Source organism: Pseudosporangium ferrugineum, assembly GCF_003002065.1.
GTDB lineage: Bacteria > Actinomycetota > Actinomycetes > Mycobacteriales > Micromonosporaceae > Actinoplanes > Actinoplanes ferrugineus_A.
The window spans coordinates 161,686-175,664 of record NZ_PVZG01000003.1 but is presented as its reverse complement, the minus strand read 5'-3'; the positions used below and the strand labels follow the sequence as shown (position 1 = coordinate 175,664).

Here is a 13,979-nt window from a genome sequence, read left to right as displayed (position 1 = left end):
GCCGCCGCGTCCCGCTTCCTCAGGGGCGGTACGCGGCGGCCGGGTGCAGGTGGCGGCGCAGGAAGCCGTGCCAGGTCTGCTCGAAGCCGCGGGTCAGGGCGCTCCCGGCGGCGAATCTGTCCCACGCGTGGAAGGCACCCGCGTAGACGTGCAGGTCGGTCGGGATGCCCGCGGCGATGAGCCGGCGGCCGAAGTCGATGCCCTCGTCGCGGAGGACGTCGTACTGGGCCACGGCCACGAAGGTGGGCGGGAAGTCGTGCAGGTCGGTGGCGCGGCCGGGCGCGCAGTAGGGCGACAGGCCGGGGTCCGCGACGCGGTCGCCGAGGACGGCGGCCCAGGCGAGGTCCATCTGCTCGCTGTCGAAACCGATGCCGAGGTCCGCGGCGGCCTCCGTCCGCGACGGCGCCACGTGCCGGTCGTCGAGCATCGGGTAGCTCAGCGCGAGGACGCACGGCGCCGGCAGGCCGCGGTCGCGGATCAGGAGCATGGCCGCCGCGGCCGGCGCGCCGCCGCCGCTGGCACCGGCGAGACCGATCCGGTCCGGGTCCAGGCCGTGGTCGGCGGCGTGGGTGCGGAGCTGTTCGTACGCGAGAAAGCCGTCCTCCGCCTGCCCGGGCGCCCGGGTCTCCGGAGCGAGCCGATAGTCGACCGCGGCCAGAACACAGTCGAGGGCGAGGGCGAGCCCGGCGTGGTACGCGACGTCGTAGTGGGCGTCCCCCATCACCTGCGCGCCGGCGTGGAACCAGAGCAGGGCGGGCAGCGGTTCGGGCCGGCCGGCCGGGCGGTGGAGGACGATGTCGAGCAGGGTGCCGTCGTCGCGCCGCGCCCGGACGATGTCGACCTCCACGCGGGGGTCGTCGAATTCCGTCGCGGACGGTTGCGGAATCGCCGCCATCATGGCGCGGAACCCGGGGATGTCGGTGAAGTCGAGCAGCTTGCCGTTGCTGGGCAGCCGCGGCAGGGCGTCGAGGGCGGCCGCGAGCTCGGGGTCGAGGGGCATGGTCGTGCTCCTTCTCAGAAGAGGGGTGGCTGGCCGCTGGCGGCGGTGATGCCGCCGTCGACGGGCAGGATCGCGCCGGTGATCATGCGGGCGTCGGCGGAGGCGAGGAACGCGACGGCGGCGGCCACGTCGGCGGGGGTGGCGTACCGCTTGACGGCCCGTCGCTGGTTGAACTTGTCGATCAGGCCCTGGTACTGCGGGGCCGCGTCGTCGGGCAGCGTGAGCGCGGGGGCGACGGTGTTGACGCGTACGTCGTCCTGGCCGAGGTCGAACGCGAGGCCGCGGGTGAAGTTGACGACCGCACCCTTGGCGGCGTTGTAGGCGGTCATTCTGCGGTCGCCGCCCAGGCCCGAGGCGGAGGCGATGTGCACGATGTTGCCGTGGCTGTTCCTGAGGTGGGGCAACGCGGCCTGCGCGCCGAAGAAGCAGCTCTCGACGTTGGTGGCCATGGCGGCCCGCCAGTCGTCGATCGTCGTCTCGGCGAACTCCTTGAGCAGGCCCGCCCCGGCGTTGGAGACCAGCACGTCGAGGCGCCCGAACCGGTCGACGGCGGCCCGGACCATCGCCCGGACGTCCTCCTCCCGGGTGACGTCGGTGGTGACCGCGTAGGCCCCCAGCTCGGCGGCGAGCGCGTCCAGCCGGTCCCTGCGCCGGGCCGCCAGCACGACGTCGGCGCCCTCGGCGGCGAACCGGCGCGCAATGCCCACGCCGATGCCGGAGCTTGATCCGGTGACGATGACCGTCTTGCCCTTGAAGCGTTGTTCCATGGATTTCCCTGTCAGTGACTGACGATAAGGGTGTCAGTCGCTGACGATAAGGCATGTCAGGAACTGACGCAATGTGCTAGCCTCGCCGGGTGCCGAGAAACGGGGACGAGGTCAAGCGGCGACTTCAGGACGCCGCGCTGGAGATGTTCACCGAGCGCGGGTTCGACCACACGTCGGCCGCGGACATCGCGGCGCGCGCGGGGGTCACCGAGCGCACCTTCTTCCGCCACTTCACCGACAAGCGCGAGGTCTTCTTCGACGGGCAGGACGAGCTGCTCGGCACGCTGCTCGCCGGGCTCGCCGCCGTCCCGGCCGGCACGAAGCCGATGGCCGCCCTGCGCGCCGCCTTCCACGGGGCCGTCCCCCTGCTGGAGGCCAACCTGCCGGTCGTCCTGCCGCGGCTGCCGATCATCGCCGCCACCCCGGCGCTGAAGGAGCGTTCGCTGGCGAAGACCCAGGCGCTGGCGGAGGCGCTGGCCGCCGGCCTGGCCGCCCGTGGCGTGCCCGCTCAGCTCGCGTCGCTCTGCGCCCAGGCCGCGATGGTCACCTTCGGGCTGGCCGTCCGCCGGTGGCACGAGAACCCGTCGACCGGGCCGCACGAGCACCTCGACGAGGCCTTCCGCGAGCTGCGGCTCGCCACCGCCGCCCTCAAGCAGAGCTGACGTCGACGGCTGCCCTTAGGCAGAGCTGACGGCGACGGCTGGCTGCGGCCGCCGGCGGACAGGATCTCGGACCGCGGCGCGTTTCAGGTCGCCTCAACAGGCCGGGCCGGCGGACGCGAACGGCCCGGGCCACGCACGGGGATCCGTGTGTGTCCGGGCCGGTCGGTGTTGCTTCCGGGTTAGGCGTGGGCCGTACCGGAAAGGGTTCTTATTCCGGGACCTTCCTGTACGCGCCGTCGCTCGCGCTGGTGGCCATCGAGGCGTAGGCACGCAGGGCCGCGGAGACCGGGCGCCGGCGGTCGGCCGGGGTGTACGGCTTGGGGCGGCGCTCCTCCTCGTGGCGGCGCTGGGCGAGGGTCTCGTCGTCGACGTTGAGGGTGATGCCGCGGCCCGGGATGTCGATGGTGATCTCGTCGCCGTCGCGGACCAGGGCGATCAGGCCGCCCGCGGCCGCCTCCGGGGAGACGTGGCCGATGGAGAGGCCGGACGTGCCGCCGGAGAAGCGGCCGTCGGTGATCAGGGCGCAGGCCTTGCCGAGGCCGCGGCCCTTCAGGAAGCTCGTCGGGTAGAGCATCTCCTGCATGCCGGGGCCACCCTTGGGGCCCTCGTAGCGGATCACCACCACGTCGCCCTCGACGACCTGCTTGCCGAGGATGCCGTCGACCGCGGCGTCCTGGCTCTCGAAGACGCGGGCCGGGCCGGAGAACTTCCACAGCTCCTCGGCCACGCCGGCGGTCTTCACCACGCAGCCGTCCGGGGCCAGGTTGCCGAAGAGGATCGCGAGGCCGCCGTCGGCCGTGTACGCGTGCTCGACCGAGCGGATGCAGCCCTCGGCCGCGTCCGTGTCGAGCGTCGCCCAGCGGTTCCCGGTGGAGAACGGCTGGGTGGTGCGTACGCCTCCCGGGGCCGCGTGGAACAGCTCGAGCGCCTCCGGGGTGGCCGAGCCGCCGCGGATGTCCCAGGCGTCCAGCCAGCTGGTGAGGTCGGGGGAGTGCACGGAGCGCACGTCGGTCCGGAGGGCGCCGCCGCGGTGGAGCTCGCCCAGCAGGGCGGGGATGCCGCCGGCCCGGTGCACGTCCTCCATGTGGTACTTCGGGCTGTTCGGGGCGACCTTGCTCAGGCAGGGCACCCGGCGCGACACCGCGTCGATGTCCGCCACGCTGAAGTCGATCCCGGCCTCGCGGGCCGCGGCGAGCAGGTGCAGGACCGTGTTCGTGGAGCCGCCCATCGCCACGTCGAGGGCGACCGCGTTCTCGAACGCGTCGCGGTTGGCGATGCTGCGCGGCAGCACGCTCTCGTCGTCGTTCTCGTAATACTGCCGGGCGATGTCGACGATCAGGGCGCCGGCCTTCTCGAAGAGCGCCTTGCGGGAGGCGTGCGTGGCCAGCGTCGAGCCGTTGCCGGGCAGCGCCAGGCCGATCGCCTCGGTGAGGCAGTTCATCGAGTTGGCGGTGAACATGCCGGAGCAGGAGCCGCAGGTCGGGCACGCCGAGCGCTCGATCGTGTCGAGCTGGGCGTCGGTGACGCTCTCGTTGGCGCTGGCCGACATGGCGTCGACCAGGTCGAGCTTCTCGTGCACGACGCCCTCGATGGCGACCGTCTTGCCGGCCTCCATCGGGCCGCCGGAGACGAACACCGTCGGGATGTTGAGGCGCAGCGCGGCGATCAGCATGCCGGGGGTGATCTTGTCGCAGTTCGAGATGCAGACCAGGGCGTCGGCGCAGTGCGCGTTGACCATGTACTCCACCGCGTCGGCGATGAGCTCGCGGCTGGGCAGCGAATAGAGCATGCCGCCGTGGCCCATCGCGATGCCGTCGTCGACCGCGATGGTGTTGAACTCGCGGCCCACGCCCCCGGCCCGGGCGATCGAGTCCGCCACGAGACCGCCGAGGTCCTTGAGGTGGACGTGCCCGGGTACGAACTGGGTGTAGCTGTTGGCGATGGCCACGATGGGCTTGCCGAAGTCGTCGTCCGTCATGCCGGTGGCGCGCCACAGGGCGCGCGCGCCGGCCATCGTCCGTCCGTGGGTCGAGGTCCGGGAGCGCAGCTCAGGCATTACTACATAGTGCCACCGCGGGGAAGGACCGGGGTCGAACCGGCACCGATGATGTCCACCCCTCGGGATACCGAAAACCTTGCGGGTACGGCAGAGTGTTCCCGTGCACTCACCGTCCGGCGTGGAGCTGGCCGGGCTGGCGAGCCTCATGGTCGCTGTCCCGGCCGTCGCCCTGCTGGGGAATTCCGGTCGCCGGCACACCGGGGCGGCCCGCAACGCGCACCTTCTGCTCGCCGCGGGCGGCGCGACGGCGACCGCCGCGGCCCTGGCCGGGCTGATCAGCGCGCTGTTCCTCGCGCACGACCCGATGCCGCACCACCGCCAGACGCTCGGCCAGGCCGTCGCCGTCGCGATGGCCATCGGCACGTTCATGCTGCTGGTCGGCACCCTCATGCTGCCCGGCGCCGCGGAGAGCCGCCGCGCCGCCCTGCGGCACCTGCTGGACGGGCTGATCCTCGCCGCCGCGATGTGGTTCGTGGGCTGGATCCTGGTCACCGAACCCACCCGCCTCCTGCGCGGCCTGACGCCGATGGGCTGCGGCTCGCTGCTGCTGGGCGCCGGGGTGGCGGCCGTCGCCATCGGGCTCACCGCGGTCCTCGCCATGCACGCGCACCGGCCCCGCAACGTCACGGTCCGGGTCGCCGCGGGGGTCAGCCTGGTCGCTGTCACGGCCACCGCGCTGCCGGCCGGCATCTGCCAGGGCTCGCCGGTGCTGGTGTGCCTCGGCGCCGCCCTGCTGCCGGTCGGCCTGTTCGTGGTCGCGCGCGCGGTCGAGAGCGCGGACCGGCCGGTCACGGTCAGCGGCGACATCATCCAGCGCAACACCGGGTACGCCTTCGTGCCGATGGCGGCCATGGTGATCGCCGGGACGTACCACCTGCTGGCGGGCGGCGAGTTCGGCGGCTTCGGGTTCATCGGCGCCAGCGTCGAGGGCTTCGCGCTGGTCGGCCGGCAATACCTCGCCCTGGGCGACGTGAAGAGCTACACGCTCCAGCTGCGCCAGCGGGAGGCGCACTTCCGTGAGCTCGCGCACACCGACCCGCTCACCGGCCTGGCCAACCGCCGCGGGCTGGTCCGGGCGCTGCGCGAGCCGGCCGTCCGGCACCGCCCGCGCACCCTGGTCGGCCTCGACCTCGACGGGTTCAAGAACGTCAACGACATGCGCGGGCACGACGTCGGCGACGCGGTCCTGGCCGAGGTCGGCGAGCGGCTGCGGGCCAACCTGCGCGAGGGCGACGTCGCGGCCCGGCTCGGCGGCGACGAGTTCGCGGTGCTGATGTGGGCCACGCCGGAGGAGGCCATGACGGCCGGCAAGCGGCTGCTGGCGGTGCTCTGCGAGCCGTACGAGACGGAGGACGGGTCGGTCTTCCTGTCGGCCAGCGTCGGCGTGGCCGGTTCGCCCGCGCCGGGGGACACCGGCGAGCTCATGCGCGACGCGGACCTGGCGCTGCGCTACGCCAAGCAGCGCGGCAAGAACCGGGTCGAGCGCTACCAGAAGCACTACGACGAACTGCTGCGCCGCCACAGCGTGCTGGAGAACGAACTGCGGCACGCCATCGAGCGTCGCCAGCTGCGGCTGGTCTTCCAGCCGGTGGTCGCGCTTCCTTCCGTACGCCCGGTGGGCGCGGAGGCCCTGCTGCGCTGGCACCACCCCGACCTCGGTGCGGTGCGCCCCGACGAGTTCATCCCGGTCGCCGAGGAGTCCGGCCTGATCGGCATGCTCGGTTCCTGGGTGCTCGACCAGGCGTGCGCGCAGCTCGCCCGGTGGCTGGCCACCGGGCACGACGTGTGGGTGTCGGTGAACCTGTCGCCCAAGGAGCTGCACGCCGCCGACTACGCCGGTCAGGTCGCCGCGGTGCTGGAGAAGTACGGCGTACCGCCGCAGCGGCTGGTGCTCGAGGTGACCGAGCACGCCGTCGCCACCGACATGGACGAGCTGATCCGCCGGCTCGTCGAGCTGCGCTCCACCGGGGTCCGCATCGCGCTGGACGACTTCGGCGCCGGCTACTCGTCGCTGGGGCAGCTGCGCAACCTGCCGGTCGACATCCTGAAGATCGACCACGCGCTGGTGGCGGAGCCCGAGTCGCGTACGGGCACCGCCGCGCCGCTCGTCGACGTGGTGGTCCGCCTCGGCCACCGGCTCGGCCTGGAAGTGCTCGCGGAGGGCATCGGCACCTCCGCCCAGCGCGAGATCGTCGAGGAGGCGGGCTGCCGGCTCGGGCAGGGTTCGCTGTTCGGCTGGGGCGTGCCGGCGGAACACCTCGAAGCGCAGCTGCGCACCGTACGGACGCCCGGGTCCCGGCCGGCGCCGCAACCCCGCAACCGTCCCGCCGCCGCGCCGAGCGCCCCGGCGCGCAGCCAGATCGTCATGCTGGGCCCCGGAATGCGGCAGGTGCGGGCGGTCCTGCCGACCGACCCGGCCTTTTCGGGTGACCAGGATGTGAGATCAGTTGACGCACCCCGTGAGATGGGGCAGTCTTAGCCGCATGTGTTCGTCGTTCCTCGTACTTAGTTGAGCGCGCTGCCCCTCAGTCTGCTGGGCAGTGCGCTAGGTCCCGTGCGTAAGCACGAGGGCCTTTTTTGTTGCGCGGATTCCTGTAGTGCGAAGAGCGACACCCGAACCCGAACGAAGGTCTGAATCGCCATGACGAGACCCACGCCAGAGACCCTCGCCCACCGCGCCACCCCGGCCACCGTCGCGGCGGCCGCCGTAGCCGCGGTCTCGCCGACCCCGGTCACCGGGGCCGGTTCGCTCGTGCGGTCGCTCGAGGCCCTCGGCGTAGAGGTCGCCTTCGGCATCCCCGGCGGCGCCATCCTGCCGGCCTACGACCCGCTGTACGACTCCAAGGTGCGGCACATCCTGGTGCGCCACGAGCAGGGCGCCGGGCACGCCGCCACCGGGTACGCGCAGGCCACCGGCAAGGTCGGCGTGTGCATCGCCACCTCCGGGCCGGGCGCGACCAACCTGGTCACGCCGATCGCCGACGCCTACATGGACTCGGTGCCGATCGTGGCCATCACCGGGCAGGTCGCGCGACCCGCGATCGGCACGGACGCCTTCCAGGAGGCGGACATCCAGGGCATCACGCTGCCGATCACGAAGCACAACTTCCTGATCCAGACGGCCGAGGAGATCCCTCAGGTCATCGCGGAGGCGTTCCACCTGGCGGCGACCGGCCGCCCCGGACCGGTCCTGGTCGACATCCCCAAGGACGTGCTCCAGGCGCAGACCACCTTCTCCTGGCCGCCGACGCTGGACCTGCCCGGCTACCGGCCCACGCTGCACCCGCACGGCAAGCAGATCCGGGAGGCGGCCCGGCTGATCGCCGCGGCCAAGCGCCCCGTCCTGTACGTCGGCGGCGGCGTGCTCAAGGCCGGTGCGACCGACGGGCTGCGCAAGCTCGCCGAGCTGACCGGCATCCCGGTGATCACCACGCTGATGGCCCTCGGCGCGTTCCCCGACTCGCACCCGCAGCACCTCGGCATGCCCGGCATGCACGGCACGGTCCCGGCCGTGTACGCGCTGCAGAAGGCGGACCTGCTGGTCACCCTCGGCGCCCGGTTCGACGACCGGGTCACCGGCAAGCTCGACTCGTTCGCCCCCGAGGCCAAGGTCGTGCACGCCGACATCGACCCGGCGGAGATCGGCAAGAACCGGCACGCGGACGTCCCGATCGTGGGCGACGCCCGGCACGTGATCGACGAGCTGATCGCGGCGGTCACCGGCACGGCGACCGGGGCCTCCGCGTACGAGCCGTGGTGGGCGCAGCTCAACGACCTGCGGCAGCGCTACCCGCTGGGCTACGACGAGCCGACCGACGGCACCCTCGCCCCGCAGTACGTGATCGAGCGGATCGGCGCGCTGGTCGGCCCGGACGCTGTCTACGTGGCGGGCGTCGGCCAGCACCAGATGTGGGCGTCGCAGTTCATCAAGTACGAGAAGCCGGGCACCTGGCTCAACTCCGGCGGCGCCGGAACGATGGGCTACGCGGTGCCGGCCGCGATGGGCGCCAAGGTCGGCCTGCCCGACACCCCGGTCTGGGGCATCGACGGCGACGGCTGCTTCCAGATGACCAACCAGGAGCTGGCGACCTGCGCGCTCGAGGGCATCCCGGTGAAGATCGCCGTCATCAACAACGGCAACCTGGGCATGGTGCGGCAGTGGCAGACCCTGTTCTACGAGGGCCGCTACTCCAACACCGAGCTGGGCACGCACAAGCACCGCATCCCGGACTTCGTCAAGCTGGCCGAGGCCCTGGGCTGCATCGGCCTGCGCTGCGAGTCGAAGGCCGACGTGGACGCCACCATCAAGGCCGCCATGGAGATCAACGATCGCCCGGTGGTCATCGACTTCACGGTCGGCAAGGACGCCATGGTCTGGCCCATGGTCCCGGCCGGCACCAGCAACGACGAGATCATGTTCGCCCGGGACGTGCGCCCCAACTTCGACGAGGACGACCTGTGAGCAGCCTGAACAAGCACACTCTCTCCGTACTGGTCGAGAACAAGCCGGGCGTGCTCGCGCGGGTCAGCGGCCTCTTCTCGCGGCGGAGCTTCAACATCGACTCGCTGGCGGTGGGCGAGACGGAGAACCCGGACGTCTCCCGCATCACGATCGTGGTCAACGCCGACTCCTCACCCCTGGAGCAGGTGACCAAGCAGCTCAACAAGCTGGTGAACGTCCTGAAGATCGTCGAGCTGGACCCGCAGCAGTCGGTTCAGCGTGAGCTCCTGCTGGTCAAGGTGCGCGCCGACCGTGCGGTGCGCGGGCAGGTGCTCGAGACGGTCGAGCTGTTCAGGGCGAAGGTGATCGACGTCGCACCGGACACCCTCACGATCGAGGCGACCGGCAACCCCGACAAGCTGGACGCGTTGCTGCGCGACCTCGAGCCGTACGGCATCAAGGAGATGGTGCAGTCCGGCCTCGTGGCCATCGGCCGCGGCTCGCGTTCCATCACCACCGGCCCGGCGCTGCGCGCCGCGTGATTTTTAAGAACTCTGAGAGGAAGTCATGACCGCGGAAACGTTCTACGACGACGACGCTGACCTGTCCATCATCCAGGGGCGCAAGGTCGCCGTCATCGGGTACGGCAGCCAGGGGCACGCGCACTCGCTGTCGCTGCGCGACTCGGGCGTCGACGTGGTGGTCGGCCTGAAGGAGGGCTCGAAGAGCCGGCCCAAGGCCGAGGAACAGGGCCTGAAGGTGCTCACCCCCGCGGAGGCGTCCGCCTGGGCCGACGTGATCATGGTGCTGGCCCCGGACACCGCGCAGCGCAAGATCTACGCCGAGTCGATCGAGCCGAACCTGACCGCCGGCAAGGCGCTCTTCTTCGGCCACGGCCTCAACATCCGCTTCGAGCTCATCAAGCCTCCGGCGAACGTGGACGTGGCGATGGTCGCGCCCAAGGGCCCGGGCCACCTCGTGCGCCGCCAGTACGTCGACGGCAAGGGCGTACCGGCCCTGATCGCCGTCGAGCAGGACGCCTCCGGCGGCGCCCAGGCGCTCGCCCTGTCGTACGCGAAGGCGATCGGCGGCACCCGCGCCGGCGTCATCAAGACGACGTTCAAGGAGGAGACGGAGACCGACCTCTTCGGCGAGCAGGCCGTCCTCTGCGGCGGCACGGCCGCCCTGGTGCAGACCGGCTTCGAGGTGCTCACCGAGGCCGGGTACGCGCCGGAGATCGCCTACTTCGAGTGCCTGCACGAGCTCAAGCTGATCGTCGACCTCATGTACGAGGGCGGCATCTCGCGGATGCGCTACAGCGTCTCGGACACCGCGGAGTTCGGCGACTACGTCAGCGGCCCGCGCGTGATCAACGCCGGGGTCAAGCAGGAGATGAAGAAGATCCTCGCGGAGATCCAGTCCGGCGAGTTCACCAAGGCCCTCATCGCCGACGACGAGGCCGGCGGCACCCGCCTCCAGCAGTACCGCAAGGAGGGCGCCGAGCACCCGATCGAGGTGACCGGCAAGAAGCTGCGCGACATGATGAGCTGGGTCGACCGGCCCATCACGGAAACGGCCTGATATTTCTGCCCTTTGTGGCGCGGGGCGTGATCTACCGCGCAACGGCCGGGTCGCTCCGGTCGGTATCGGCAGTCTTCGATGACCGTGAGCGCGGTTCTCGCTGCCGCCCGTTTCCGCAGGTTGTACGCCGGGTCAGGGGTCCACAGGGCTCTTGGCCCGGCGTTTTCTGTGATCATTCGATTACCTGAAACGCGGGCGTTACGTCCCGCTTACCTGAAAGCCGTCGTCATCGAATTGTGCACCGTTGGAGCAGTTGCGGGTGGTGTGGAACAGGTAGCCTCGCCGCATGCGACTGGCTGATTCTTTCCGGAGTGAGCGCTTCGGTGCTGTCCGGATTCATGAGCTGCAGAGGGTGATCGAGCTTGACTCGGGCGCCGTGCACGACACCGGTCAGCCGGCACTTTCGGCTGGTAGCCGGGTCGTGCCGCCGGAATCTTTACGCGCTGTCGAGTCGCAAATGGTAATCGTCGTCCCGTGTATGAATGAGACACGAAGCGTCATCGAAGGCGTGCTCTCCGGAATTCCCCACGACTGTCTCATTGTGCTGGTATCCAACAGCGACAAGCTGCCGGTGGACCGCTACGAGATCGAGGCGCAGACGCTCGAACAGTTCTGCCGCCTCGCCGGGCGCTCGGCGATCGCCGTACACCAGAAGGACCCCGGACTCGCGGCGGCCTTCAAAGCGGCGGGCATGGAAGACCTCATCGGCGAGGACGGTCTGGTCCGCAACGGCAAGGGCGAGGCCATGCTGATCGGCATGGCGGTCGCGGCGATGACCGGCCGCCGCTACCTCGGCTACGTCGACGCGGACAACTACGTCCCCGGCGCGGTCCACGAATACTGCAAGGCGTACGCGGCGGGCCTGCACCTCGCCGACAGCCCGTACTCGATGGTCCGGATCTCCTGGCACTCCAAGCCCAAGCTCCGCGACGGCCGGCTGTTCTTCAGCCGCAAGGGCCGCAGCTCGCAGATCACCAACGAGTGGCTCAACCGCTTCCTCGCCGAATACTCGGGCTTCGGCACCGAGGTGATCGCCACCGGCAACGCGGGCGAACACGCCATGTCCCTCGCGCTGGGCCTGAAACTCCGCCTCGCGGGCGGTTTCGCCGTCGAACCCTACGAGTACATGGACATGTTCGAGCAGTTCGGCGGCATCCTCGAAAGCACCGACCCGGACGTGATGGCCGGCTCGGTGCCGGTCCTCCAGATCGAGACCCGCAACCCCCACTTCCACGACAACAAGGGCGAGGAACACGTCCAGGGCATGCGCATGCAAGCCTTGAACGTCGTGTACCACTCGCCGGTGACCCTCCCCTCGGTCCGCCAGGCGATCGTGGACTTCATGGTCTCCCAGGGCGCGCTGGAACTCGGCCAGGAACCACCCCGGGAACGCGTGTACCCGCCGGTCGGCAGCCTGGACCTGGAACTGCTGTACGACGGCCTGGACGCGGAGGCCCAGACGTTCCGGCAGTTCGACGGGGGCGCCTCGGCGGGCCTGCCACCATCGCCACCGATCGCCCGGGAGTCGATCCCGCGCACGACGGTGTGATCCCCCGCCGCCGGGGGTCTCGCCCTCGGCGGCGGGCGGCCGAGGTCGGAGATCCGCCCGGTGCGCGGCACCGGGCGGTGACCGGACCGCTAGGCACGTGGGCGTGGGCGTGGGCAGTGGGCGTGGGCAGTGGGCGTGGGCAGTGGGCCGCGAGCTAATGGGTCCTGGGGCCGTTGGGGCCGTGAGCCATCGGGCCGTGAGGCCGTGGGGCCGTGGGGCCGTGAGCCATCGGGCCACCCGACCGTCGGGTCGCGGGGCCGTGAGCCACCGGGCCACCCGGCCGTGGGGCCGTTAGCCGGTGAGCCCGGTGAGCCCGGTGAGCCCGGTGAGCCGGTGGGCCGTGGGGCTGACGGCCGGTGGCGGGTGGTGCCGACGCGCGTCCTGGCTCGCGTGGGCTCGGCCGTAGGTCAGGGGCTGGGTGGCGGGGCGCTGGCTCGCATCTCCGGGTTGGCGGTGGTCGTCGGACCGGTGGCGCCGGCGGGTGGCTCATCCGGAACGACGGCGGGTGGGGCGTGCCCGGCGGTCGGTGGTGGTTGCTCCGTGGTGGGTGATGCTTCGGGCGATGGCGGGGGTTCGGGGGCCGCTGCCGCTGCCGGGGCTGGCGGTGTCGCGGTCGGCGGCTGTGGGGATGCCGGGGCCTGCGGTGTCGCGGTCGGTGGGTGTGGGGATGCCGGGGTCGGTGGGTGCGGGGACGCCGGGGTCAGTGGTTGTGGGGATGCCGGGGTCGGTGGGTGCGGGGACGCCGGGGTCAGTGGTTGTGGGGACGCCGGGGTCGGCGGGTGGGGGGATGCCGTGCGGATCTGTTCGGTGGGGGCGTGCTGGGCGGCCGCGTGGGGTGGGCCTGAGTAGGGGATCTGGGGGGCCTCTGTCAGTGGGGCCGGCGGTGCCGAGGTCTGGGTGGGCCACGTCGGGGCCGAGTGCTCCGGGTGCGGTGGCGGGGGCTGGGTTTCGTAGGGCGTCGACGGCTGGGGCTGATACGGGGCGGGGCTCGGCGGGGTCTGGTAGGGCGGGGCAGGCTGGTGCGCCTGGGCCTGGAACTGCTGGGGTGCGTAGGGCTGAGGCTGGCCGTATTGCGGGCCGGGCTGGGCGTGAAGACCGGGCTGGACGTGAGGGCCTGCCTGGGCGTGAGGGCCGGGCTGGGCGTGGGGATCGGGCTGGGCGTAGGGACCGGGCTGGGCGTGGGGGCCGGGCTGGGCGTGTGGGCCCTGGTTGGCGTAGGGGCCGGGCTGGGGGTAGGGGCCGGGCTGGGGGTGTGGGGCGGTGTGGGGCGTGGGCCAGGGCTGGGGTGGGGGCTGCTGGTGGGGGTGCTGCGCCCAGGGCTGGCCGGGTGGGGGCTGCCACGGATGGTGGGGTGGGAACGGAAGGGCTTCCGGGGTGGCCAGGTCGCGGAGCCATTCCCTTTCGGCCTTGGCCCAGACGCGGCGGGCTGCCAGGTAGAGGGGGCCCTGGCCGATCAGGTGGGGGAGGGTGATGCCGAGGCCGAGGGTCAGGGCGAGCACGCCGATCCGGACCCCCTCGGCGTCGCCGTCGGAGGTGACGCCGAGGGCCAGGCTGATCAGGCCCGCGAGCAGGGTGAGGCCGCCGGCGATCATCGGGCCGACGGTGTTGCCGTTGCGGGCGAACGACCAGGCCGTGGCGGCCACGAGGGTGGCGGCGATCGCGATCGCGGAGGTGGCCAGGCCCTCGGCGGCTGCCTCGCCGACGGTGTCGCGGTAGAAGCCGGACGCGGTCAGGGACGCCACCGTGCCGATCAGCAGGAGGACCGCCAGCAGGGCCAGGAACATGGTGGTCACGGACACCCCGAACGGCACGCGCCGGGGCGGCTCCGGGACCGCCGGCGTGAAGTCTTCGTCCTGCTCATCTTCGGGGGGCGTTGTCATGCGTGGAGGTTATCGGCCGGGTCCGACAGTTGTGGTCCCG

At 71.7% G+C, this 13,979-nt stretch carries 10 protein-coding genes; 6 read left to right on the top strand and 4 right to left on the bottom strand.

Going from position 1 to position 13,979, the window contains the following annotated elements; genetic code table 11:
- Positions 1-19: 19 nt before the first annotated feature.
- Entirely contained in the window at positions 20-1,000 is a 981-nt protein-coding gene (locus CLV70_RS08165) for an alpha/beta hydrolase fold domain-containing protein (RefSeq protein WP_106125782.1), read from the bottom strand.
- A 14-nt stretch (positions 1,001-1,014) separates the two neighbouring features.
- The gene (budC, locus tag CLV70_RS08160) at positions 1,015-1,767 is read right to left on the bottom strand and encodes a meso-2,3-butanediol dehydrogenase (protein ID WP_106125781.1); all 753 of its coding nucleotides are present in this window, start codon (positions 1,765-1,767) and stop codon (positions 1,015-1,017) included.
- Between the two features lie 89 nt (positions 1,768-1,856).
- Here budC and CLV70_RS08155 point away from each other — a divergent pair, with 89 nt between their 5' ends.
- Positions 1,857-2,429: a TetR family transcriptional regulator gene (locus CLV70_RS08155; RefSeq protein WP_245908101.1), complete on the top strand. Its 573-nt coding sequence runs from the start codon at positions 1,857-1,859 to the stop codon at positions 2,427-2,429.
- 208 nt (positions 2,430-2,637) lie between these two features.
- Here the strand turns inward: CLV70_RS08155 and ilvD are convergent, their stop codons facing one another.
- A complete protein-coding gene (gene ilvD, locus CLV70_RS08150) occupies positions 2,638-4,485 on the bottom strand; it encodes a dihydroxy-acid dehydratase (protein ID WP_106125780.1) in 1,848 nt (615 codons plus the stop codon).
- Between the two features lie 103 nt (positions 4,486-4,588).
- Here ilvD and CLV70_RS08145 point away from each other — a divergent pair, with 103 nt between their 5' ends.
- The 5 genes from CLV70_RS08145 to mpgS all read left to right on the top strand — a co-directional run bounded on the left by CLV70_RS08145 (position 4,589) and on the right by mpgS (position 12,059).
- Complete coding sequence (locus tag CLV70_RS08145; RefSeq protein ID WP_425440125.1) at positions 4,589-6,967, top strand: putative bifunctional diguanylate cyclase/phosphodiesterase; 2,379 nt, start codon at positions 4,589-4,591, stop codon at positions 6,965-6,967.
- A gap of 162 nt (positions 6,968-7,129) precedes the next feature.
- Complete coding sequence (locus CLV70_RS08140) at positions 7,130-8,950, top strand: acetolactate synthase large subunit (RefSeq protein WP_106125779.1); 1,821 nt, start codon at positions 7,130-7,132, stop codon at positions 8,948-8,950.
- A 5-nt stretch (positions 8,951-8,955) separates the two neighbouring features.
- The gene (gene ilvN / locus CLV70_RS08135; protein ID WP_106126060.1) at positions 8,956-9,471 is read left to right on the top strand and encodes an acetolactate synthase small subunit; all 516 of its coding nucleotides are present in this window, start codon (positions 8,956-8,958) and stop codon (positions 9,469-9,471) included.
- A gap of 25 nt (positions 9,472-9,496) precedes the next feature.
- On the top strand, positions 9,497-10,510 hold the full coding sequence (gene ilvC / locus CLV70_RS08130) for a ketol-acid reductoisomerase (RefSeq protein ID WP_106125778.1): 1,014 nt from the start codon (positions 9,497-9,499) through the stop codon (positions 10,508-10,510).
- A gap of 286 nt (positions 10,511-10,796) precedes the next feature.
- Positions 10,797-12,059: a mannosyl-3-phosphoglycerate synthase gene (mpgS, locus tag CLV70_RS08125; RefSeq protein WP_106125777.1), complete on the top strand. Its 1,263-nt coding sequence runs from the start codon at positions 10,797-10,799 to the stop codon at positions 12,057-12,059.
- A gap of 407 nt (positions 12,060-12,466) precedes the next feature.
- Here the strand turns inward: mpgS and CLV70_RS39625 are convergent, their stop codons facing one another.
- Positions 12,467-13,939 (bottom strand): hypothetical protein, encoded by a 1,473-nt coding sequence (locus tag CLV70_RS39625; protein ID WP_158277730.1) that lies wholly within the window; start codon positions 13,937-13,939, stop codon positions 12,467-12,469.
- Positions 13,940-13,979 lie beyond the last annotated feature (40 nt).